The organism is Jeotgalibacillus terrae (genome assembly GCF_016908195.1).
GTDB lineage: Bacteria > Bacillota > Bacilli > Bacillales > Jeotgalibacillaceae > Jeotgalibacillus > Jeotgalibacillus terrae.
On record NZ_JAFBDK010000004.1, the window covers coordinates 121,497 to 143,614 of the forward strand.

Annotated in this window: 24 protein-coding genes; 17 read left to right on the forward strand and 7 right to left on the reverse strand. The window is 40.8% G+C overall.

Annotated features, from left to right (window positions below):
- Window positions 1–81 precede the first annotated feature (81 nt).
- Both JOD21_RS05040 and pyc read left to right on the forward strand, forming a co-directional pair.
- On the forward strand, window positions 82–1,323 hold the full coding sequence (locus JOD21_RS05040; RefSeq protein ID WP_204728687.1) for an FtsW/RodA/SpoVE family cell cycle protein: 1,242 nt from the start codon (window positions 82–84) through the stop codon (window positions 1,321–1,323).
- A gap of 28 nt (window positions 1,324–1,351) precedes the next feature.
- Complete coding sequence (gene pyc / locus JOD21_RS05045) at window positions 1,352–4,795, forward strand: pyruvate carboxylase (protein ID WP_204728577.1); 3,444 nt, start codon at window positions 1,352–1,354, stop codon at window positions 4,793–4,795.
- Window positions 4,796–4,822: 27 nt separating this feature from the next.
- On the opposite strand, the gene JOD21_RS05050 is transcribed toward pyc, so the two are convergent.
- On the reverse strand, window positions 4,823–5,746 hold the full coding sequence (locus JOD21_RS05050) for a COX15/CtaA family protein (RefSeq protein ID WP_275579568.1): 924 nt from the start codon (window positions 5,744–5,746) through the stop codon (window positions 4,823–4,825).
- A gap of 337 nt (window positions 5,747–6,083) precedes the next feature.
- On the opposite strand from JOD21_RS05050, the gene cyoE reads away from it, so the two are divergent.
- The 7 genes from cyoE to JOD21_RS05085 all read left to right on the forward strand — a co-directional run bounded on the left by cyoE (window position 6,084) and on the right by JOD21_RS05085 (window position 12,618).
- Window positions 6,084–6,998 (forward strand): heme o synthase, encoded by a 915-nt coding sequence (gene cyoE / locus JOD21_RS05055; protein ID WP_204728579.1) that lies wholly within the window; start codon window positions 6,084–6,086, stop codon window positions 6,996–6,998.
- Between the two features lie 81 nt (window positions 6,999–7,079).
- The gene (coxB, locus tag JOD21_RS05060; protein WP_204728580.1) at window positions 7,080–8,186 is read left to right on the forward strand and encodes a cytochrome c oxidase subunit II; all 1,107 of its coding nucleotides are present in this window, start codon (window positions 7,080–7,082) and stop codon (window positions 8,184–8,186) included.
- A gap of 26 nt (window positions 8,187–8,212) precedes the next feature.
- On the forward strand, window positions 8,213–10,105 hold the full coding sequence (ctaD, locus tag JOD21_RS05065) for a cytochrome c oxidase subunit I (RefSeq protein WP_204728581.1): 1,893 nt from the start codon (window positions 8,213–8,215) through the stop codon (window positions 10,103–10,105).
- Complete coding sequence (locus tag JOD21_RS05070) at window positions 10,105–10,734, forward strand: cytochrome (ubi)quinol oxidase subunit III (protein WP_204728582.1); 630 nt, start codon at window positions 10,105–10,107, stop codon at window positions 10,732–10,734. The genes ctaD and JOD21_RS05070 overlap by 1 nt, the downstream gene beginning before the upstream one ends.
- A 4-nt stretch (window positions 10,735–10,738) precedes the next feature.
- Window positions 10,739–11,068, forward strand: a complete 330-nt coding sequence (gene ctaF, locus JOD21_RS05075) for a cytochrome c oxidase subunit IVB (protein WP_204728583.1) — start codon at window positions 10,739–10,741, stop codon at window positions 11,066–11,068.
- 144 nt (window positions 11,069–11,212) lie between these two features.
- Window positions 11,213–12,133, forward strand: coding sequence for a cytochrome c oxidase assembly factor CtaG (gene ctaG, locus JOD21_RS05080; protein WP_204728584.1), 921 nt, complete (start codon window positions 11,213–11,215; stop codon window positions 12,131–12,133).
- A 23-nt stretch (window positions 12,134–12,156) separates the two neighbouring features.
- A complete protein-coding gene (locus JOD21_RS05085) occupies window positions 12,157–12,618 on the forward strand; it encodes a DUF420 domain-containing protein (RefSeq protein WP_204728585.1) in 462 nt (153 codons plus the stop codon).
- A 128-nt stretch (window positions 12,619–12,746) separates the two neighbouring features.
- Here JOD21_RS05085 and ytvI read toward each other — a convergent pair whose 3' ends face one another.
- Both ytvI and JOD21_RS05095 read right to left on the reverse strand, forming a co-directional pair.
- Window positions 12,747–13,805 (reverse strand): sporulation integral membrane protein YtvI, encoded by a 1,059-nt coding sequence (gene ytvI / locus JOD21_RS05090; protein WP_204728586.1) that lies wholly within the window; start codon window positions 13,803–13,805, stop codon window positions 12,747–12,749.
- 108 nt (window positions 13,806–13,913) lie between these two features.
- A complete protein-coding gene (locus JOD21_RS05095) occupies window positions 13,914–14,273 on the reverse strand; it encodes a YugN family protein (protein ID WP_204728587.1) in 360 nt (119 codons plus the stop codon).
- 201 nt (window positions 14,274–14,474) lie between these two features.
- Between JOD21_RS05095 and JOD21_RS05100 the strand changes: the two genes are divergently transcribed.
- On the forward strand, window positions 14,475–15,557 hold the full coding sequence (locus tag JOD21_RS05100; RefSeq protein WP_204728588.1) for a CAP domain-containing protein: 1,083 nt from the start codon (window positions 14,475–14,477) through the stop codon (window positions 15,555–15,557).
- Window positions 15,558–15,581: 24 nt separating this feature from the next.
- Here JOD21_RS05100 and JOD21_RS05105 read toward each other — a convergent pair whose 3' ends face one another.
- On the reverse strand, window positions 15,582–16,055 hold the full coding sequence (locus tag JOD21_RS05105) for a PaaI family thioesterase (RefSeq protein ID WP_204728589.1): 474 nt from the start codon (window positions 16,053–16,055) through the stop codon (window positions 15,582–15,584).
- Window positions 16,056–16,133: 78 nt separating this feature from the next.
- Here JOD21_RS05105 and ylbD point away from each other — a divergent pair, with 78 nt between their 5' ends.
- Entirely contained in the window at window positions 16,134–16,454 is a 321-nt protein-coding gene (gene ylbD / locus JOD21_RS05110; RefSeq protein WP_204728590.1) for a spore coat protein YlbD, read from the forward strand.
- Between the two features lie 48 nt (window positions 16,455–16,502).
- Window positions 16,503–16,949, forward strand: a complete 447-nt coding sequence (locus tag JOD21_RS05115; RefSeq protein ID WP_204728591.1) for a YlbF/YmcA family competence regulator — start codon at window positions 16,503–16,505, stop codon at window positions 16,947–16,949.
- 34 nt (window positions 16,950–16,983) lie between these two features.
- Here JOD21_RS05115 and JOD21_RS05120 read toward each other — a convergent pair whose 3' ends face one another.
- Both JOD21_RS05120 and JOD21_RS05125 read right to left on the reverse strand, forming a co-directional pair.
- On the reverse strand, window positions 16,984–17,886 hold the full coding sequence (locus tag JOD21_RS05120) for a glycerophosphodiester phosphodiesterase family protein (protein WP_204728592.1): 903 nt from the start codon (window positions 17,884–17,886) through the stop codon (window positions 16,984–16,986).
- A gap of 74 nt (window positions 17,887–17,960) precedes the next feature.
- Window positions 17,961–18,275: a hypothetical protein gene (locus tag JOD21_RS05125; protein WP_204728593.1), complete on the reverse strand. Its 315-nt coding sequence runs from the start codon at window positions 18,273–18,275 to the stop codon at window positions 17,961–17,963.
- A gap of 79 nt (window positions 18,276–18,354) precedes the next feature.
- Between JOD21_RS05125 and JOD21_RS05130 the strand changes: the two genes are divergently transcribed.
- The gene (locus tag JOD21_RS05130) at window positions 18,355–18,630 is read left to right on the forward strand and encodes a YlbG family protein (protein WP_204728594.1); all 276 of its coding nucleotides are present in this window, start codon (window positions 18,355–18,357) and stop codon (window positions 18,628–18,630) included.
- A 47-nt stretch (window positions 18,631–18,677) separates the two neighbouring features.
- Here the strand turns inward: JOD21_RS05130 and JOD21_RS05135 are convergent, their stop codons facing one another.
- On the reverse strand, window positions 18,678–19,064 hold the full coding sequence (locus JOD21_RS05135) for a DUF7147 family protein (protein ID WP_204728595.1): 387 nt from the start codon (window positions 19,062–19,064) through the stop codon (window positions 18,678–18,680).
- A 100-nt stretch (window positions 19,065–19,164) separates the two neighbouring features.
- Between JOD21_RS05135 and JOD21_RS05140 the strand changes: the two genes are divergently transcribed.
- From JOD21_RS05140 to coaD, 4 genes are all read left to right on the forward strand, one after another.
- Window positions 19,165–19,455, forward strand: a complete 291-nt coding sequence (locus JOD21_RS05140; protein ID WP_204728596.1) for a hypothetical protein — start codon at window positions 19,165–19,167, stop codon at window positions 19,453–19,455.
- Between the two features lie 88 nt (window positions 19,456–19,543).
- A complete protein-coding gene (locus JOD21_RS05145; protein WP_204728597.1) occupies window positions 19,544–20,917 on the forward strand; it encodes a hypothetical protein in 1,374 nt (457 codons plus the stop codon).
- 141 nt (window positions 20,918–21,058) lie between these two features.
- On the forward strand, window positions 21,059–21,637 hold the full coding sequence (rsmD, locus tag JOD21_RS05150) for a 16S rRNA (guanine(966)-N(2))-methyltransferase RsmD (RefSeq protein ID WP_204728598.1): 579 nt from the start codon (window positions 21,059–21,061) through the stop codon (window positions 21,635–21,637).
- Window positions 21,627–22,112 (forward strand): pantetheine-phosphate adenylyltransferase, encoded by a 486-nt coding sequence (gene coaD, locus JOD21_RS05155; RefSeq protein ID WP_204728599.1) that lies wholly within the window; start codon window positions 21,627–21,629, stop codon window positions 22,110–22,112. The genes rsmD and coaD overlap by 11 nt, the downstream gene beginning before the upstream one ends.
- The last annotated feature ends 6 nt before the right edge of the window (window positions 22,113–22,118 follow it).

Sequence of the window (22,118 nt, forward strand, 5' to 3'; positions counted from 1 at the left end):
GTTTTTTTATATCAAAAAAAGAGGATTTTACACATTTCCTGTTGAATAAATATACAGATGGGACTGATAAGAATGTCGACCATTCTGAAAAGAATGTTCAGGTCTTACGATTATTCATTGATGGCTGTATACATACTCTTAGGAGTTTTCGGGGTTGTCATGGTTTACAGTGCAGGAATGGTGTATGCAGTAGAAATCCTTGACCAGAGCCCTGATTTTTTCTATATGAAACAGCTTAGAAATCTGATTATCGGGGTAATAGGATTTACAGTGATGGCATTAATTCCTTATAAGTTATATAAGGAGGGCATGATGCTCAAAATCATATTTGGGCTAATGTTTGTGCTGCTGATTGCCGTACATATATTTGGATCTGAAGTAAACAATGCACAAAGCTGGATCATGCTCCCGGGTTTCCAGTTGCAGCCTGCTGAATTTGCCAAGCTTGGGATGATCGTTTATCTCTCAGCAGTGTATGCAAAAAAACAGTCTTATATTGATGAATTTAACAAAGGGGTTATGCCACCGATTGTTATGCTTATTGCAGCATGTTTTCTGGTTGCTGCCGAACCTGATTTCGGAACTGCTGCCATTATATTTGCTATCGGTATGAGTGTGATCATCGCATCAGGCATGAAAGTGAAAAGTATGCTGAAGCTTGCCGGGCTTGCAGGTGGAGTAATCGCTGTAATTGCAGGCCTGCTGTTTTTAATAAGCCGGAATACATTCTCCAATATCTTTTCTGAAGAGCGCTTGGGAAGAATTGCAGCCTATCAGGATCCTTTTGCTCATATCAGTGATAACGGCTGGCAGCTTGTCGGATCTTATTATGCAATAGGAAACGGCGGGCTGTGGGGAAGCGGACTCGGTCAGAGTATCCAGAAACTTGGATTCCTTCCTGAGCCGCATACTGACTTTATCATGGCAATCATTGCTGAAGAACTTGGAATCTTCGGTGTGGGATTCGTTCTGCTCGGTCTTGCCTATATTGTCCTTAAAGGAATTAGAATTGGGCTGCGGTGCAGGAACCAATTTGGAAAAATGCTGGCCATTGGTATATCCAGCATGATCGGTATTCAGACCTTTATCAATCTTGGCGGAATGTCCGGTTTGATTCCAATCACAGGTGTACCGCTACCGTTTATCAGTTATGGCGGCTCGTCACTGATCCTACTATCATTATCTATGGGGCTGCTGATGAATGTGGCCATGTTTGTCAGATATGAGGAAAAATACTTCGCAAAAGAAAAACAGAGTGTACCGGTTAAAAATAGTAAGGCATCTTCAATGAATGAAAAGAACACAGCTAGATTATATCGCTAGAAGTTTGACATCATGAAGGAGGATCATTATGAAAAAAATTAATAAGGTACTAGTAGCTAACAGAGGAGAAATTGCAATCAGAGTATTTCGCGCCTGTACGGAGCTGAACATCCGTACAGTTGCCGTTTACTCTAAAGAGGACAGCGGCTCATTCCACCGCTTCAAAGCGGATGAAGCTTATATTGTAGGTGAGGGTAAAAAGCCGATTGATGCCTACCTGGACATTGAAGGCATTATTGAAATTGCAAAAAGAGCAAATGTAGATGCAATCCATCCTGGTTATGGATTTCTTTCAGAAAATATTCACTTTGCGAGACGCTGTGAAGAAGAAGGGATTACATTTGTCGGCCCGACTTCAGAACACCTTGATATGTTCGGTGACAAAGTAAAAGCCAGACAACAGGCAATTAATGCTGAAATTCCGGTTATTCCAGGCAGTGACGGCCCTGTTGAAAGCTTAGAGGAAGTACAGGCATTCGGCGAAAAACACGGATTCCCTTTTATTATTAAAGCTTCTCTTGGCGGAGGCGGCCGCGGAATGAGAATTGTCCGTTCGGCAAGCGATGTCAAAGAGTCTTATGATCGTGCAAAATCAGAAGCGAAAGCAGCATTTGGAAATGATGAAGTATACGTAGAGAAGTTTATTGAAAACCCTAAACATATTGAAGTTCAGATCCTTGGAGACCATGAAGGAGAAATCATTCACCTTTATGAGCGTGACTGCTCGATTCAACGCCGTCATCAGAAAGTCGTTGAAATTGCTCCTTCAGTTTCACTTCCTGATGGGCTTCGTGATGAAATCTGTGATGCAGCTGTTAAGCTTGCTAATAACGTATCTTATCTCAATGCAGGGACAGTAGAGTTTCTTGTAGCAAATAATGAGTTTTTCTTTATTGAAGTTAATCCTCGTGTTCAGGTTGAACATACGATTACTGAAATGATCACGGGTGTTGATATTGTGCAATCACAGCTTCTGATTGCAGAAGGCCACACGCTGCACAGTGCAAAAGTTAATATACCAAAGCAGGAAGACGTTCAACTGAATGGGTTTGCGATTCAGTCACGTGTTACAACCGAGGATCCATTAAACGGATTTATGCCGGATTCAGGACGTATCATGGCATATCGCTCAGGTGGCGGATTCGGTGTTCGTCTGGATGCCGGTAATGGATATCAGGGTGCAGAAATATCGGCGCATTATGATTCACTTTTAGTGAAAGTATCTACATGGGCACTAACTTTTGAACAAGCTGCAGCTAAAATGGTCAGAAATTTACAAGAATTCCGTATTCGAGGTATAAAAACAAATATTCCTTTTCTTGAAAATGTCGTGAAACATGAAAAGTTTTTAAGTGGTGAATATGATACGTCATTCATTGATCATACACCTGAGCTTTTCCTATTCCCGAAGCGTAAAGACAGAGGAACAAAGATGCTTGCGTATATCGGTAATGTAACAGTAAATGGCTTCCCTGGTGTGGATCAAGGCGAAAAACCTGATTTTGGCAAGCCGAGAATCCCGAAAGTAAACCTGCTTGAAGAACCACCGGCAGGTACAAAACAAATCCTTGATGAAAGAGGCGCTGATGGACTGAAGGAGTGGGTGAAAGAGCAGGATGAGGTACTTGTCACAGATACAACCTTCCGTGATGCTCACCAGTCATTACTGGCAACCCGTGTCAGGACAGTTGACCTGAAAAACATTGCTGATGCATCAGCACGTATGCAAAGCGACCTATTCTCATTTGAAATGTGGGGTGGCGCAACTTTCGATGTTGCCTATCGTTTCCTGAAAGAGGACCCGTGGATGAGGTTGCTGACGCTGCGTGAAAAAATTCCAAATGTCATGTTCCAGATGCTGCTGCGTGCCTCTAATGCGGTAGGATACAAAAATTATCCGGATAATGTAATTCAGGAATTTGTTAAACGCTCAGCGTACGCTGGTATTGATGTATTCAGGATCTTTGACAGCCTTAACTGGGTTGAAGGAATGGAAACTGCTATACAGGCAGTCCGCGATTCAGGGAAAGTTGCTGAAGCGGCAATATGCTATACAGGGGACATTTTAGATCCGACACGTACAAAATATGATACAGATTACTATAAATCTCTTGCGAAAGAGCTTGAAAATCAAGGTGCACATATCCTTGCAATTAAAGATATGGCTGGACTTCTTAAGCCTGAAGCTGCTTATCGACTGATATCTGAACTGAAGGATACTGTTGATCTGCCAATTCACCTTCATACACATGATACAAGCGGTAATGGTATCTTCCAATATGCCCGTGCAATTGAAGCGGGTGTGGACATTGTTGATACTGCACTCGGTGCGATGAGCGGTCTTACTTCTCAGCCTAGTGCAAGCTCGCTTGCTTATGCATTAAAGGGGAATACGAGACAGTTGAAGCTGGATGTAGACCACTCACAAACACTGTCTCATTACTGGGAAGATGTGCGTAAATACTATGCTCCTTTTGAAAGCGGGATGAACTCGCCTCATTCAGAAATTTATAAGCATGAAATGCCTGGCGGACAGTATTCAAACCTTCAGCAACAGGCAAAAGCTGTTGGTCTTGGTGCACGCTGGGAAGAAGTGAAAGAGATGTATGCACGCGTAAACCAGATGTTTGGTGATATTGTAAAAGTAACGCCGTCTTCTAAAGTTGTCGGGGATATGGCACTCTTTATGGTTCAAAATGATCTGGATGAACAATCTGTCATTGAAAAAGGAAATTCTATTGACTTCCCGGATTCTGTGATTGAACTATTCTCAGGGTATCTTGGCCAGCCACACGGCGGTTTCCCTGAAGATCTGCAGAAGGTCATTTTGAAAGGGAAAGAACCGATTACTGTAAGACCTGGTGAACTGATGGAGCCGGTTGATTTTGATAAGCTGAAAGAAGAGTTGTTCCACGAACTGGGTCGTCCGGTTACAAGCTTTGATGCGCTGGCACATGCACTCTATCCGAAGGTATTCAAAGAGTTCACTGATACCGCTGCGCAATTTGGTGACGTTTCTGTGATCGATACACCTACTTTCTTCTATGGTATGAAACTGAATGAAGAGATTGAAGTTGAGATCGAAACAGGTAAGACACTGATACTGAAACTGGTTTCTATTGGAGAAGCAAGAGCAGATGGCACAAGAGTACTTTACTTCGACCTGAATGGTCAGCAGCGTGAAATTGTGATTAAAGATGAAAGTATAAAATCCACTGTGGCAGTTAAGCAAAAGGTTGATCCATCAAATCCTGAAGAACTGGGGGCGACAATGCCTGGTACTGTCATACAGGTGGTTGTTTCGGTTGGAGATCAGGTGGAAAAAGGTGAGCACCTGATTATTACAGAAGCAATGAAAATGGAGACGACCGTACAGGCACCTTTTGACGGTACAGTAGAAGAAGTCTGCGTCGAAAGCGGAGAATCACTCTCACCTGGAGACCTGATGATCAGATTGAAAAAAGACAGTTAACATAAAAAGAAAGTTGAGCATAATCGCTCAACTTTCTTTTTTGCTGTTTATTTTACTTCTTGAGATCAGCAGAATGAAATAACTCAATAAGCCGAACAATAAAGAAATAATCAATGCGTGTGATAATGCGATCAGCAGATTCATCTTAGTAACAACGACGAATGCGCCTGTGATCACTTGACCAGTAACAAGCACGAGCGCAATGATCCACCCGTAATAGACAACTTTTTGATGCTTATAATTCTTGATCGCAATGATTGCCACATAAATAATCCAGATGAAAATAAATGCAGCTGCCATCCGATGTCCCATTTGTATCCACTGAATTGAATTCAGTGAAAGATCACCCGGAGCTGAATTGACACAAAACGGCCAGTCCGGACAAGCCAGGCTTGCTTCAGTATGACGGACAAATGCTCCTGAATAAACAACCGCAAAAATATAAATCATCAGGCCGTAAGTATGACGTCTGATCCTTTTATCAATGACAAGCTTGTAAGCATCGAATTTCTTATCAACTTCAAAGATCAGAAGCGTAAGGAGTAATACTGCTGCAAATGAAATCAATGAAATCCCAAAATGAGCAGCCAGAATGATATCAGAATGTCCCCATACAACTGCACCTGCTCCTAAAAGAGCCTGTAGCATTAAAAAGAAGAAAGCCAGTATGGCAAGGAAGTTCGTTTCCCTGATATGCCCCATTGCACGCCATGACCAGATTGATAAAGCTAAAACGAGAAATCCTGCACCGGCTGATACTACGCGGTGCGATAGCTCAATGATCGTTTCAATTTCCAGCTGGTCCGGAATGATTTGTCCGTGACAGAGCGGGAATGACTGACCGCATCCCTGACCTGAATCAGTTTTAGTAACCAATGCACCGCCAAGCAATACCATGAGCATGACAAGTGTAGTAAGGACCCCCAGTATTTTTAAACCCTTTGATTGCAACAACATTCACCTACTTATACAATTTGCACGAAACGTGCGTATTTTATCATTCTCGTAATGTCTATTATGGTACAGAATAATCGGCAGGTGTACCTTTTTTGTGTAAAAAACGAATATAAATAAACGCATAAGACAAATAATTTTCACATTGCAATACTATATAGAAATAATACATAACACAGTTAGAAGTAAAAGATGTGAAGGAATTGTTACATTTATTTAAACGCTTAATTTCAGAAGTTGTCTGAATTTCATTTTAAATATAGAAATCATGTTCGCTATCCTTTATAGTAGATGTAGTATAATGTATTAGCAAGTTTTGAGAGGAGGGGAAAGTGTGTCAAATAGTCGAGTAGTGTCGGCTGTAAAAGAGGCAGATTTTTCTGAAACAACTGCTTGGAAGGATTTCCTCGCTCTGATAAAAATCGGTATTGTCAATTCAAACTTTATTACAGCATTCACAGGGTTGTGGCTGGCGATGTATTTTACCGGTACACAATTTCTCAGTTCAATTGACACCATGTTTTTAACATTAATCGGGTCATCACTTGTAGTCGCGGGCTCATGCAGCATTAATAATTACATAGACCGTGATATCGATCCGTTAATGGAAAGAACAAAAAATCGTCCGACTGTAACTGGACGGGTTGCACCTGTAAGAGCGCTGGGCCTTGGAATCGGGTTTGTAATTTTTGGTGAAATTATGTTGTTTATGACAACCCCAATGGCCGGTTTAATAGGATTATTCGGAGTTTTCAGCTATGTTGTTCTTTATTCAATGTGGACAAAAAGAAAGTATGCCAGCAATACAATTGTCGGCAGCATTTCCGGTGCAGTTCCTCCACTGATCGGATGGGCAGCAATTGACCCGTCGCTTGGAGCGATTCCATTTGCACTGTTTTTAATTATGTTTGTGTGGCAACCGCCTCATTTCTATGCAATTGCTATGAGAAGGGTAAATGAATATCGGGCTGCCGGAGTACCTATGCTGCCGGTTGTAAAAGGGTTTGCAAGAACAAAGTTTTCAATGCTCCTTTGGGTAGTTGCTTTGTTTCCGCTGCCATTTTTATTGTCGGAACTTGGTACCGCTTTTATCGTACTTGCGACCATCCTGAATATTGGCTGGCTTGTGCTGGCGATTAAAGGATACAGAACAAAAGATGACCATAAATGGGCAACAATGATGTTTGTCTATTCATTAAATTACCTGACGATTATGTTTACAGGTATGGTCATTCTTACATTTATTTAGGGAATTCTTTCTCAAGAGAAATCCATATAGAGAGTCTCCAACAACAAGAATACTCAAATGAAAGAGGGGTTTAATGAAGCTATGAAAAATGGGCTTAAGAAATGGCGTTTTCTGCCGCTAGTGGCAGCAATGGCGTTTATTCTTTCCGGCTGTGGAGAGCCGTTTCTGTCAACGCTTCAGCCTGCGGGTGAAGTAGCACAGAAGCAATTTAACCTGATGATGCTGAGTGTAGCGATCATGGTTTTAGTAATTATCGTTGTATCAATTGTATACGTGATTGCTATAACTAAGTTCCGCCGCTCAAAATTAGGTGAAGATTTTATTCCAAAACAGGTAGAAGGAAGTCACAGACTTGAAGTAATCTGGACTGTTATTCCAATTATTCTTCTTCTTATTCTTGCAGTACCAACTGTTGCTTTAACTTTCGAACTTGGCGATCAGTCAGGAGCGGAAGCTGAAGATGAAGAAGGTAACAGAGAAGCACTTGTAGTTGACGTGCGCGCGAACCTTTACTGGTGGGAGTTCTCTTATCCGGATCAGGGAATCGTTACTGCACAGGAGTTAGTTGTACCAACTGATCAGAATGTATACTTTAATGTAATTGCTTCTGACGTAAAGCACTCTTTCTGGATCCCTGCAGTAGGGGGTAAGATTGATACGAACGTTGATAATATGAACAAGTTCTATCTCAGCTTTGATAGTGAACGCGCTGAAGAAGCGAATAATTTATTTTATGGTAAATGTGCTGAGCTTTGTGGTCCTTCTCATGCCTTAATGGACTTCAAAGTAAAGACAATGGGTGAAGAAGATTTCAATCAGTGGGTTACTGCAATGCAGGAAGCCGGTGAAGCTGAACAGCAGTTTGAAAGCGACACTGTAGCAGATGGATATGCTGTCTTTGAAGACCAGGGCTGTATTGGATGTCACGCGATCAATCCTACACAGCAGATTGGAACTTCAACGGGACCAAACCTGACTACGTTCGGTGAACGTGAACATGTGGCTGGAATTCTTGATAACAAGGATTCAGAAGAAGTTCAAGCTGAAAACATTAAAAACTGGATTCGTAATTCACCTGATCTAAAACCAGGAAATAAAATGCCGGTTTATAATCAGGATGATTTATCTGATGAAGATTTAGATGCACTGACTGAATTTTTAATGAGCTTAAAAGTTAACAATGAATAATTTGATTTCTAAGGGAGGTATACTTAGTGAGTACCGTTGCTGAAAAAAGAGGTTTCTTAGCTGTCCTTTGGGACTACCTCACAACGGTCGACCACAAGAAAATCGCTATTCTTTATCTTGTTTCCGGCGGATTTTTCTTCCTGGTTGGCGGTATTGAAGCAATGCTGATCCGTATTCAGCTTGCTGTTCCTGACAACGACTTTGTGTCAGCAGGACTTTATAACGAACTACTTACCATGCATGGAACAACCATGATTTTCCTGGCAGCCATGCCGCTATTATTTGCATTTATGAACGCAGTTGTTCCTTTACAAATCGGGGCACGTGACGTTGCTTTCCCATTTTTGAACTCACTTGGATTCTGGCTTTTCTTCTTCGGGGGAATTTTCCTGAATCTTTCATGGTTCCTTGGTGGAGCACCTGATGCAGGGTGGACTTCTTATGCATCGCTGTCAATTGCTTCTGATGGACACGGAATTGATTTTTATGTTCTCGGACTTCAGATATCCGGTGCGGGGACACTGATTGCCGGGATTAACTTCCTTGTAACGATTATTAATATGCGGGCACCAGGCATGACTTACATGCGTATGCCGCTTTTCACATGGTCAACATTTGTTGCATCAGCACTTATTTTATTTGCATTCCCTCCACTTACTGTAGGGTTGTTCCTGATGCTGTTTGAAAGAATGTTCGGCGCGAATTTCTTTAATGTAGCTATGGGAGGAAACACGATTATCTGGGAGCACTTATTCTGGATCTTCGGTCACCCGGAAGTATACATTCTGATTCTGCCGGCATTCGGTATTTTCTCAGATATTATTTCAACATTCTCTAAAAAGCGTCTGTTCGGTTATGCTGCGATGGTTTTCGCAACCGTACTGATCGGTTTCCTTGGATTCATGGTATGGGCGCACCACATGTTTACAACTGGTCTTGGACCAACTGCAAACGCGATCTTCGCTGTTGCAACAATGGCGATTGCTGTGCCGACAGGGGTTAAAATCTTTAACTGGCTTCTTACAATGTGGGGAGGAAGCATCCGTTTTACAACGCCAATGCTTTACGCTGTAGCGTTTATCCCGTCATTCGTAGCAGGTGGTGTTACAGGGGTTATGCTTGCATCTGCTCCAGCTGACTACCAGTACCACGATTCTTATTTCGTAGTAGCTCACTTCCACTATGTAATCATCGGTGGGGTAGTACTTGGACTTCTTGCCGGTACACACTTCTACTGGCCAAAAATGTTCGGTACAATGTTGAATGAAACACTTGGTAAAATTACGTTCTGGTTATTCCTGATCGGTTTCCATGGTACGTTCTTTATCCAGCATTTCCTTGGTCTGATGGGGATGCCTCGTCGTATCTGGAAGTACCTTCCTAATCAGGGATTAGATCTATTCAATATGATTAGTACAATCGGTGCATTCTTCATGGCTGTAGCTGTTATTGTACTGATAGCTAACGTAATCATTACACAGGTTAAAAATGTTCGTGTTGGAAATGACCCATGGGGAGATGGACGTACGCTTGAATGGGCGATTTCATCACCACCGCCTTACTACAACTTCAAGCAGCTTCCGTTAGTGCGTGGACTTGATCCACTTTGGATTGAGAAAATGGAAGGGCGTACTGAAATGACACCTGCTGAACCGCTTGGTGACATTCACATGCCTAATAATTCTTTCATTCCATTTGTTATGTCACTTGGTCTTTTCATTGCCGCATTCGGTGCAATGTATCAGGTTGATTGGAGAGCGTCTGATGGTGCTGAATATGTATGGTCAATTCCGGTACTAATTATCGGTATGTTAATTACAATCGGTTCTATGGCTGTACGTTCAATGAAGGATGATCATGGCTACCATATCCATAAAGAAGACCTGATGGATGATCATGATAAAGGGGGTAGGGAGTAATGGATATGAATAAAAAATACACGGCTCGCACGTGGCCTGAATCTCCTGAAAAAACTACCCTTGAAGGTAAAAATAAGTTTTTAGGTTTCTGGCTGTTCCTTGGCGGGGAAACTGTATTATTCGCATCACTATTTGCAACATATCTTGCGTTAAAGGATAAGGTTCCAAGCAATGATCATTACCTGGCAGCAGATATGTTTGAATTGCCACTTGTATTTATTATGACGATGCTTCTGTTAACATCTTCATTAACAAGTGTGTATGCAATGTATCATATGAAAAATCATAACTACCAGAAGATGCAAACGTGGTTACTGATCACAGTATTGCTTGGACTGGGATTCCTTTGCTTTGAAATTTATGAGTTCAATCATTATGTTCATGAATTTCATCACACATTCACAAGCAGTGCGTTCGGTTCAGCTTTCTATACACTCGTTGGTTTCCACGGAGCTCACGTAGTTGTAGGACTTGGCTGGTTTACACTTCTGCTTGTTCGTAACGCCAAGCGTGGATTGAATCTTTACAACGCACCGAAGTTCTTTGTTGCTTCTCTATACTGGCACTTCATTGACGTTGTCTGGGTATTTATCTTCACGGTTGTATACTTAATGGGAATGGTGGGATAAACTGATGGCACATGAATCAACTTCAGCAAACCCTAAAGTCAATTATGAATACCGCCGCAGAAAAGCACGCGATGAAATGCGTGGACAGGTAACATCTTTTGCAATGATGATCTTTATGACATTTATTGCATTTATCATTGTCATTGCTGACTTTGACAAATTTTATGCATTCCCGGTCCTGCTGGTACTTGCAGCGGCTCAGGTTGTACTTCAGCTTTATTATTTCATGCATATGAGTCATAAGGGACACGGAACTGCAGCACTGTTCCTGTATTCAGGTGCGTTAATTGCATTTGTCACAATCCTGACTTTCTTAACAATCGTCTGGTGGTAATTTAGAAGAGACCGGTTTATACCGGTCTTTTTTCTATGTCTGACATCTGTTCATGAACTTGTCATCTGACTGCATTGAAGTAAGTGTCAGGCAGGCTTATAATAAAGGAGATGAGACCGGAACAGACAGAAAGGAAGGTGCCTGATGTCAATCACAATATTCGGCTTCCAGGCGTTATGGAGCCCTTATTTCTTTATAAGCCTCACAATACTTACAATCCTGTTCTTTTTACTGGCAACTAAATGGAGACAAAAAATTCAGGATTCAAGGCCTATTACAAGAATAGAAACCGTGCTTGTACTATTATCAGTCATTATTATTTACGTTATTAAAGGTTCTCCAGTAGACTTATGGGGACACATTTTATTCTCAATGCATATGGTTCAGATGGGAATTTTTTATTTACTTATCCCACCTTTATTAATCGCAGGGGTACCAAATTATATGTGGAAAGCATTGTTGAATCTTCCAGTGATTAAGCAGGTCTTTTCATTTTTAACGAAACCCCTAATTGCATTAATTGTATTTAATGGGGCATTTTCGTTTTATCATATTCCTCTGATATTCGATACAATAAAAGTAGATATGGTTCTGCATTCAATTGTCACTGGGACAATTTTCGTTTTAGCATTCCTGATGTGGTGGCCGCTTGTGAATACGCTTGAAGGTGAATATAAGCTGAGTGGTGTTAAAAAAATCGGATATATTTTTGCTGATGGTATTTTACTGACGCCTGCATGTGCGCTGATTATATTTGCAAATGACCCGATGTACGAAACGTTTTTTAACGGTGGTGCATGGTTAGAGGCGATGGCACTATGTGTTCCGGCAGGTACGCTGCAGAGTCTGCAGGGACTTGGTATTACAGGACCTGAATTGTTTACAAACATGCCTCCTATTGAAGATCAGCAGGTAGGCGGAGTCATCATGAAAATTATTCAGGAAATTATTTATGGCGTTATATTAGCTCAGGTATTCTTTGAGTGGTATAGAAAAGAGCGATCGGAAGAAGATGCGCTGAATGCTTCACTTTACGCAGCGAGAGAGTCAAATACTTTATCATGAAGACAAGAAAGAGGACATAGACAATGACATTACCTTTATTACCAACACTGAGTACCTTCTTTATTGTTACCAGTGCTGTACTGGTGGCAATTGGCTGGGCACTTGTCAGAAAGAGAAAAATTGAAGCTCATAAAAAAACGATGTTTGCAGCAGCTGTAGCAGCTCTTACCTTCTTTATTATCTATATGAGCAGAACGATCTTTGCGGGAAATACGGCATTTGGCGGTCCGGATGAGATGAAGATTTACTATACTGTATTTCTGGTTTTTCATATTATTTTAGCAACTACCGGTGCAGTATTCGGTCTTGTCACGATCTGGCTCGGCTACAAGAATAGAATTAAGAAACACCGGAAAATTGGACCGGTTACATCAGTCATCTGGTTTGCTACAGCGATTACCGGTGTAATGGTATATCTGCTTCTATATGTACTATATGAAGGCGGAGAAACTACATCAGTTATTAAAGCGATTCTTGGAACATAAGCATAAAAAAAGCGTGCCCCGCATTCAAACGGAGGCACGCTTTTTCATCATTGATTATATTAAAGTTACATGTTATTTTAGCACAGCTGATGATTGTAGCGGAAATCAACAGCCAGCCTTAACGGAGCCTAAAATTTAAAATTCATTTTAATAATACCGGCTTCTTTTGCTGAATTGAAGATGATCAGAATCAATGGTCCAATAATAAAGCCGAGAATACCAAAAAGCTTTAAACCGATAAACATTGCAATCAAAGTAGCAAGAGGTGATAATCCAATATGTGTTCCCATCACCTTTGGTTCAACAGTACGTCTGATGATCAACAGTACAGCCGCTAAGATCGCGAGCTGAGTTCCCTGTTCAATATCACCTGTAATCAGCTGGAAAATGGCCCAGGGAGCAAGGACAACAATTGAACCGATAATTGGTATCAGGTCTATTAACCAGATAATAATTGCCATCACAAGCGCAACTTCAGGTGCAATGATATAAAGACCTATTAATGAACCTGCCAGAATCAGCAGACTGACCAGAAACTGTGCTTTCGCAAACCCCCAAATAACCTTCGATAGCCTTGCAGTCATAAAGCGGACCTTCTCAGCAGTCTGATCTTTGAGGTGTTTGTAAATATTTTTTCTAATGCCTGGAAGGTCAAGCATAATTAAAAACAAAGCGATCAGGTATACGAGAAAGCTGACAAGATAATCCGGTATGTTCGTAATCATACCTGTTACACTTTCAGCGTTAATTGAATTTGTAATACTTGTTCTGAAATCGTTCAGGAAATTATTAACTTCCTCACTGGTCTGATTCATTACCTGCGGCGGAACCTGTGCAAAGGTGATGGCCATATCTGTTTCAACAGTCTCCCACCATTTAGCCAGTTCATTTACATAATCGGGTGTATTTTCAACAAATTGAATAGCCTGGCCGATTAATTTCGTAACTGCAAAATAAGAAATTAATCCAATGGTACCCAGGAATAAAACAAAAACAGTTCCAACTGACATCTTTCTGTTCAGTTTTGTCCGTGTATTAATAAACTTAACCAGTGGCTCGAGTATAAGTGCTGTTATGACTGCCACAATTAAAGGGACAGATACTGGCAGAATGAAGTAGATCAGTATCAGTGTTATCAGTATCACGAAAGCGGTTATCATATTTTTCTTTGTAAATAGCTTGTTCAACGCCGGGCCCCTCTCAGCAAATTTAATGATTTATTAATATGCAGGGTATATGAAAATATCTTTTAATGGATAAAATAAAAGAGCCATAGCTATAATGGCTCTTTACCATCAGATCGCAACCTTAGAAAGGTCTTCATAAATGGCAATCAGAATTTTTTCACACGTTTGAACCAGGTGTTCAGGAAACTCTTCACCTTCACCATATTCAACACCGTGTGGGTAATAATGCTTTCCAAGAAGCGGTGTTAACAGCTTTACATCTGCATCACTGGCACCAATATCACCTTTTTCAGTGAAGCCGAAAATGCGCAGATAAAAAGTACCTTCTCTGATTTCAAACTTTCTGTCATATGTAACACGTTCCCAGTCCCATTGACCAGCACGGACCATTCCATGTTCATTCATAATATCTTCCAGTGGATCAAATTCAATTAATAGGGATTCTAACCCTGTATTTTCAAAACGCATTTGAAAATCTCCTCCTGTAAACCAGTTTTAAAATAAAACATCTCATGATTAATAATAGTCGAAAAAATAAGAAGTTGCAATTATGTCAGCAATTTAATGTCACTTTTTTGTGGCGAAAAGATGACAGTTAACATACGGTCTATCGCTATTATTATAAACGTTTCATATGTATAATATAAGTAGTAGAAAGGAGGGGCTCAAATGAAAGCTGTGATTAGAATAGGCGTAGTCATATTAGTCATATTCCTCATTGGCTTTTATAATGGTCCTTCTTTCCAGGAAAACGAAGAGCTTGAAAATCAACCGTTTAATGTTGACCCTGATGAACGTGCAGAAATACCTGCTTCAGACGGTTTAACACGTCCGAAATCCGGTGTTTCTGTCTATATAGGTAAGTCTGCCGACAGTTTGACAGAAACTTATGGGGAGCCTGTCAGGATTGACCCGGGAAGAAATGGGCTCAGCTGGTACATTTACAACCAGGAGAATGGATATATGCAGGCTGCAGTTAAAGAAGGAGAAGTAAAAGCTCTTTATGTCATGGGTGGTGCTTTTGATAGTACACCTTATTATACAGGACAGTCAGTACAGGACATTTACCGTTTTACAATGATTAACAGTGAAATCGTTGTAGAAGATGAAGGGCGTGTATATCAGCTTGAGCTCAGTGAACAGGACCTTCATACAAGGTTGCTGGTGCAGTTTGAAGATATTTATGCACAGCTTATGATTGACTCTGTTACCGGTACATTAATGGGTGTTTATTATCTTGATAAAGAGACCCTTCTTGATCAGCAGCCTTATGAAGGATCCATTGAGGGGGGACCGGCAGCTGACGCTGAGCAGGTCATACTTGAAGAAGTGAATAAGGCAAATGAACGTCAGATATTCGATATCGTAAATTTTGTAAGAGCTTCACAAGGCCTCCCTGAATTGATCTGGAGTGATAATGTGGCAAAAGCTGCGAGAGCATTCAGCCTTCTGAGAAATCAATTATCAGCTGAAGAAGACAGTCCGGAGCTGCCGGGTTTATCTGACAGGCTGACAGAGCTTGAGCGTGAGTATAAGTCTGCAGGTGAAAATACAGCTTCACAATATTATCTGACTCCCGCTGTAGTTCATGGCTGGCTTAATTCCGAGGGGCACAGAGAAACGATGCTCGCTGATACTTTCACTCATACAGGAGCAGGAGTCTACGGCAGTTATTTCACACAGGATTTTGTCCAGTATGAAGAAACTGAAGAAGCAAACTCAGACCAGACTACGCTGCAATCAGAGGAATAAGGACGGGACAAATTTGTCCCGTCCTTATTTCTTATCAATCATAAAAAATGATCCCGTGGCATGGGCTGCCCGCTTACCTTCAGCAGTTTCAATCCATCCCTCAATGACCATCGTTTTAGTCCCCGCATGAACAACTTTGGCATAAGCTGTAACTTCACCCTCATATATTGGTGCAGTGTAGTGCAGATTAAGTTGGTTTGTTACTGCAGCTTTTCCGGGAAGAGCTACTTTATTTGCAAGGGTGCCCATTGCTGTATCTATGGCTGTGGCCGTAATTCCACCGTGCATGATCCCGAGTGAATTATATACAATCGGTGTGACCGGCATTTTAATAGAAAGCACTTCACCATTAAATTCATGTTGCATTGCAAATAATGCACTTACGTAGGAAGAACTTTTTCCCTGACGCTTTGCTTCAAATCCTTTCAGAACCTGATCTATTATCATTTTTTCTTCTTCGTTTAATTGATCAACAGTTATTTGATTGATTGTATCCATTCTGAACATCCCCCTTTAACCATTCAACCCATTTTACCATAAAATATATGAACTAACGCTAAGAGGAGGCGGATGTAAATGAGCAGCGGGCTGAACAATTTTAAAAGTTATCTGAAAAAGCACCCTGATCTGATTTTAAAAGTGAGACGGGGGGAAACAACCTGGCAGGCATTATATGATGAGTGGCTGTTAGTTGAACAGAAAGATTCAAGGGGAATAGAGTTCGATCAGATATTGAATACTGTGAAAGAAAAAATTCAGGATATTGATCCCGGACAGATTGAAGAATATTCAAAACGGATACAATCGGGTCTGGACTTTTTTCAGGAAATGCTCAGCAAATTAAACCAGGAGAAAAACGAGCCGGATGATATTTTAATGAAACAATGGAAGCAATAAGGGTTCAATCAGTGAATTTCATGTTATGATAAAAGTGGAGGTGCGATTATGTTAGCTACGATGGAAAGAATCATGCTGCTTGATGCCTCAGATGAACTGTCTGAAGCAATCCTGCATTCAGAAACACTGGAAAATTACTATGAAAAGTACCGTACACTTAAATCATCCGGTAAGTCCATGGATAGAATATATAAATTTAATAATCTGAAGGAGCTGTATGAAGAAGTGCAGCGCTTTGGAAGGTATCACCCTGACTACAGCAGAGTAATGAAGGAAATCAGGGAGACAAAGAGAGATATGGATATGGATCCGAATGTCGCACAATTCAGGGTTGCTGAAAATGAGTTACAGCAGCTGCTTGATGAAGTCAGTGCTTTAATTGGCCATGCAGTATCTGAGAATGTCAAGATTCCAACGGGAAATCCATTCTTTGATTCACAATCCGGATGCAGCGGCGGCTGCGGTTCGGGCGGGGGATGCTCCTGCTCAGCTTAATCAAAAAAAGAACTGGCATGCGCCAGTTCTTTTTTTAATCGTTTTTAACAAGTTGAATGGCAATGTCAGGGCGGTCCGTAATGATACCGTCCGCACCAAGTCTAAGCAGGCGGTCCATTGTTTCCACATCATTTACAGTCCAGTACTCGACCTGGATGTTAAGCGCAGTCAGGAATTCAATGAACCCTTTTGAGTCCAGTGGAATAGATTTATGCTTTGTTGGAATCTGAATCGCGTCAGCGTTTGGATGATAAAGATGCCCAAAACCGCTGCGGAATAATGAAAATGCTTTACGTGCTTCATTTTCACCTGCACCGATTGCCACGCGGTCCTGTGAGTAAAGGGAGAATCGGTCAATCTGCTCATCATAAAAGCTTGTGACAAGTACTCTGTCCATTACATCAAGTTTTTCAATCAGGCGCCATAGTTTTGACGGCATCAGACTGCCTTCATAAGTATCTGGATCTTCTTTCATATCAATATTAAAGAGATGATCCGGAAACGCTTCAAGCGCTTCTTTGAGGCTGAGGATTTTTTCATCTTTTCCTCTATATGTCTGTTCGCCCTGAAGGTCTCTGAAATGGTAACCAAGATCAAATTCCTTGAGCTCGGAAAGCGTGTAGTCTGAAACTCTTCCTGAACCATTTGTCGTTCTGTCGATAAATTGATCATGGAATACAATCAGTTCTTCATCTTTGGTCATTCTGATATCAATTTCAAAACCATCAACGCCCAGTTCAGCAGCATTTTTAAAAGCAGCTAGTGAACTTTCAGGTGCCAGGGCTGCACCGCCGCGATGAGCAAAAATACGTGGTTTTTCACCTTCAAAGAATGGTTTTGTTTGTCTTTTTACAGGCTTTGATGTCATTTTTGTACCAGCCCAGATTGCTGCACCTGATGCAGCGAGTGCAAGACCGATGTTCGTTTTCTTTCCCATTTCAAATCCTCCCTTATACAAATATTTCACAATTTAATGTTAGCACGCCAGGGTGGCGGCGCACAAACATAAGCTCACCTGAACCTGATACAGTCACTGCATAAATTTCCGCAGCAGAACATTTTCTCAAGCGGAACATAAAAACGGTGGCGGTACACCCATTGTTCATGAGCAGACCTGACAAATACAGTTTCAGCATTCAGCCGTTTCCCCCGCATCGCCCTGACTGCACACTTTTTTATCATATGTTCAACTTCATTTCGATCGGTTTTAATTGTTTTCAAATACAAAAAAGGTATACCGGCGGATTTCTTCCACTCTGCCTGAATCATACCGGGTTCATCATGCAATAAGGAGATAAATTTCTCCCAAATGTCATTCACATCCATATAAGCGCTTCCTTTCATTGCCGGAGTGGCATGGGATATGCTACAATTCTGTATAAGAATAATGAGTGAGGTAATGACTATGCTGACAGAGCGTCAAGGATTGATCGTATGGCTGCACAGCTTAAAGCACGCTAAAACATTAAGGCGCTTTGGGAATGTGCATTACGTATCCAGAAAAATGAAATATGTATTATTATACTGTAATCAGAGTGAAATTGAAAAATTGACAGAGAAGCTCTCCAACTATTCCTATGTGAAAAAAGTGGATGTTTCATTAAGACCGTTTGTTAAAACAGAATATGAAAATGCAAGACCGGATAAAGCAAAAGAGTACGACTATAAAATGGGTCTTTGACAATTAAAAAAAGGCGGGCATAGGCTCCGCCTTTTTTGTATCCGGTTTTATGAGAGTGGTGCGATATATCGATTCATTCTGAGTATGCCGATTAAATGCTGGAAATAAAGCTCAGTCTCACCGAAGACGGCTGAAGGCTGTACTTCAAGATGTACAATCGGAATACCGGATTCAGAAGCTGCTGACTCAATCAGTTTTAGTCGTTCAGAAGGGTCCTCAAGATCAGGAATGCCCTCTCTGGAAATATAAATTGCCTGGAAATTACCCATTTCAGTTTTCTTCATAATCAGAGCCGGAGACACGACTTTTCTGTCATTTATTACCGTATGTAAGACAGCAAGACGTGAAGCGCGCTCCTTATTATAACGGATCAAATCCAACAGCTCATAAATGTCTGCGTATCCTTCGCCAAGTTCAATAAAACGCTGAATCATTCTGTCACCTGCTTATAAAATTTTATATACCTAATGTATCATAAGTTTTCTTTTTAAGCTTTCATGAAGGGATAAAATTCGATGATCCGGGGTGGTCGACGTGCATATTGCAGTGATTGTATTGGTAGTTGTTTTAATCATCGTGTATTTTTTGCCTGCAGGGGAACAGAAAGTGGATTTTAAAGATGAAGGATGGATTGTTGCTGCCATCGTTACAGCTTTAGCGGCTTATGGGGTTATTGAACTTGCTAAACAGGAAGAGTTAAAAGAATTAACACTTGATGAACTTAAGAATGAATTGGAGCAATTTGATGACCTGCCTGATATCGACATGATCGTTGAAAACATGGAAATAGAAGGCACATTGCATGATTTTATTGACATGGGTTAAATATACCTAACATTTTCGAATAAAAATAATAGAACTTTAAGACTACATGCCGTATAATAGTTTTATCAAATATGCGGGATGTGATGAGATGAAATGGGCATTATCTTTTTTTACACTTCTATTGATGACAGCAGCTGCAGGCCTTTTGTATTTCCAGTGGACAGGTTATGACTCCGCCGCTGCATCGGATGAAAAAGTTCTAGTATCACAAACGCTCGATGTAAATATAACACCCAGTGTCATAACGGTCTCGCAAATGATTGACGGGTTACCTGATGCTGAATTTTTAATTGACTGGCCTGAGTTTGCTGCCCCTGTACCATGTAAGGAAGAATGTGGACGGGTTTCTGAGAACATGGATAAAGTAATTGCCGGAGAAGAAACTTCAGTCACATTGACTTATACGCTGCAGACCATATTGCCTGGTACGCCTGAATTGCTTAAAAACTGGAGTGCTAAGCTCAGAGGAACTGAAGTAGAGTCAACATCTATTCATATAACAGAGTCTTATCAATCTGAAGGCACGTGGATCTCAAGCCTGCCGTTTAATGGCAATTCACAGCTGGAACTTATACGGTTTTCATCTTACAGTCATCATGGAAATGAAGGGGAGCTGATGTGGGTGCCTGGACAATTGTATCCAGGCTTAACCGGACCGGGGCAGACTGTATTCTCACCATCAGATACGTTACCTGAGTTATCTCTTTCTGACTACGCTGCAGACTTTCCTTTTACAGCAGTAGTAACAGATTATTATGCAGTTGAAGATTCAAATGACTTTATTATTATCAATAATCTGAATGATCCTGATGCTCTGACTAAGCAGATCAATGAGCACGTGATGAAAAAATCTTATGGTTTGTCAGGTGAGTCCCAATTCGTGATTGATTATGTACTGTTGCAATTATTAAGTGGGGAAACTGATTCTGAAAAAGCAAAATTTGCTGATCAGGCAGTCAGATCTGCTTTGTCAAAAAGTAAGCTGACTGAATGGGAACAATGGCTTCATAAAAAAAGAAACAGTCTGTCGGCAGCTGACCTTGATCAGAAACTGTCTGATCTAATAAAAGGAAAGACTGAATTTTTTAAATTAAATGCAGCATCAGATGCTTATATACCACTTTCAGTTATTGATTCTCGTGAGATCACATTGAACGGGGAGCTGCTTGAAAATGCATATAGAATAGATTCAGAAAATGAATCGTATTATACCCTTCTGCCACTACTGGAAAATCTGGGGTATGCTGTGCAGCATGAAGCGGGAAGTGTAACAGCCTCTGGTGACAGCAGTTATACATTCTATCCTGATGAAGCATCCTTCAGATATAACGGCTCCGGATATGATCTGATGTCTCCACCAGTCATCAGTATGAACAGCCAGCTGTATATTCAGGAAAGATGGGTTCAGAAGTTTTTATTACTTTCAGTAGAAAAAGATCAGCAAATACATTTGACGAAATAAGCCGGCCATTTGTGCCGGCTTATTTTCTGTAAAAATCAGCGTATCTCATAGCGGTCAGCAGGCAATTATGGTAGCATAGGAACGAAATGTGTGACTCTTTATCATATATTGGCAAATAGAATTCGAAATCGTGGTGATAATATGAGAATAATTTCTGGAGACAAAAGAGGCATTCACCTTCAGGCAGTACCGGGAACTAATACAAGACCAACAACTGATAAAGTGAAAGAATCTATATTTAATATGATTGGTCCTTATTTTGATGGCGGTGTCGGACTTGATCTGTTTGCCGGAAGCGGGAACCTCGGGCTTGAAGCGTTGAGCAGAGGTCTTGATCATATGATCTTTGTAGATAAAGATCGAAAAGCTTTTCAGACGATAAAAGATAATATCGGGAAGTGTTCGTATGAAAATCAATCCGAAGTCTACCGTAATGATGCGGAACGGGCATTGAAAGCGGTTGCGAAAAGAGAGATACAATTTAAACTTATCTTTCTTGATCCGCCATATAAAAATAAACAGATTGACACATATTTGACTTTTATTAACGAACAGGAAATGCTGTCGAATACAGGGATCGTCATGTGTGAGCATGACGCGAATACAACAACACCTGAAGTAAATGGTGACTTTATCAGAGTAAAATATGAAATCTACGGGACAACAGGGATTTCAATTTATCAGCTTGAAACAAGAGAGGAAGAGACGAATGAAGCGTAAAGCAGTATGTCCGGGAAGCTTTGATCCCATTACACTGGGACATTTGGATATTATTTCACGCGGGGCAAAAAACTTTGATGAGTTACATATCGTAGTGCTCAATAATTCTTCAAAAAAACCTGCATTTTCAGTAGAAGAAAGAATGGAATTAATCAGGTCTGTTACAAAAGATCTTCCAAATATAAAAGTGGACTCTTATCAGGGGCTGCTGGTGGATTATGCGAGAGAAGTCGGTGCTAATGTGATCATCAGAGGATTGCGCGCTGTATCAGACTTTGAATATGAAATGCAGATCACTTCTATGAATAGGGTGTTACATAATGATCTCGAAACCTTTTTTATCATGACTAATAATCAATATTCTTTCCTGAGCTCGAGTATAGTAAAAGAAGTCGCACGTTACGGTGGGGATATTTCTGAGCTTGTACCGGCTGAAGTTGAAGAAGCGCTGAGACAGAAGTATATGGTGAAATAATAAAAG

Bases quoted from the DNA above. Each gene is read 5' to 3' on its own strand.
- JOD21_RS05125 (WP_204728593.1), bottom strand. From the start codon at position 18,275: ATGGATGTGAATGACATTTGGGAGAAATTTATCTCCTTATTGCATGAT.
- JOD21_RS05130 (WP_204728594.1), top strand. From the start codon at position 18,355: ATGCTGACAGAGCGTCAAGGATTGATCGTATGGCTGCACAGCTTAAAG.
- pyc (WP_204728577.1), top strand. From the start codon at position 1,352: ATGAAAAAAATTAATAAGGTACTAGTAGCTAACAGAGGAGAAATTGCA.
- ctaF (WP_204728583.1), top strand. From the start codon at position 10,739: ATGGCACATGAATCAACTTCAGCAAACCCTAAAGTCAATTATGAATAC.
- JOD21_RS05115 (WP_204728591.1), top strand. From the start codon at position 16,503: ATGTTAGCTACGATGGAAAGAATCATGCTGCTTGATGCCTCAGATGAA.
- JOD21_RS05145 (WP_204728597.1), top strand. From the start codon at position 19,544: ATGAAATGGGCATTATCTTTTTTTACACTTCTATTGATGACAGCAGCT.
- ctaG (WP_204728584.1), top strand. From the start codon at position 11,213: ATGTCAATCACAATATTCGGCTTCCAGGCGTTATGGAGCCCTTATTTC.
- JOD21_RS05135 (WP_204728595.1), bottom strand. From the start codon at position 19,064: ATGATTCAGCGTTTTATTGAACTTGGCGAAGGATACGCAGACATTTAT.
- JOD21_RS05100 (WP_204728588.1), top strand. From the start codon at position 14,475: ATGAAAGCTGTGATTAGAATAGGCGTAGTCATATTAGTCATATTCCTC.
- ylbD (WP_204728590.1), top strand. From the start codon at position 16,134: ATGAGCAGCGGGCTGAACAATTTTAAAAGTTATCTGAAAAAGCACCCT.
- JOD21_RS05120 (WP_204728592.1), bottom strand. From the start codon at position 17,886: ATGGGAAAGAAAACGAACATCGGTCTTGCACTCGCTGCATCAGGTGCA.
- JOD21_RS05095 (WP_204728587.1), bottom strand. From the start codon at position 14,273: ATGCGTTTTGAAAATACAGGGTTAGAATCCCTATTAATTGAATTTGAT.
- JOD21_RS05105 (WP_204728589.1), bottom strand. From the start codon at position 16,055: ATGGATACAATCAATCAAATAACTGTTGATCAATTAAACGAAGAAGAA.
- JOD21_RS05070 (WP_204728582.1), top strand. From the start codon at position 10,105: ATGGATATGAATAAAAAATACACGGCTCGCACGTGGCCTGAATCTCCT.
- coaD (WP_204728599.1), top strand. From the start codon at position 21,627: ATGAAGCGTAAAGCAGTATGTCCGGGAAGCTTTGATCCCATTACACTG.
- JOD21_RS05085 (WP_204728585.1), top strand. From the start codon at position 12,157: ATGACATTACCTTTATTACCAACACTGAGTACCTTCTTTATTGTTACC.
- rsmD (WP_204728598.1), top strand. From the start codon at position 21,059: ATGAGAATAATTTCTGGAGACAAAAGAGGCATTCACCTTCAGGCAGTA.
- coxB (WP_204728580.1), top strand. From the start codon at position 7,080: ATGAAAAATGGGCTTAAGAAATGGCGTTTTCTGCCGCTAGTGGCAGCA.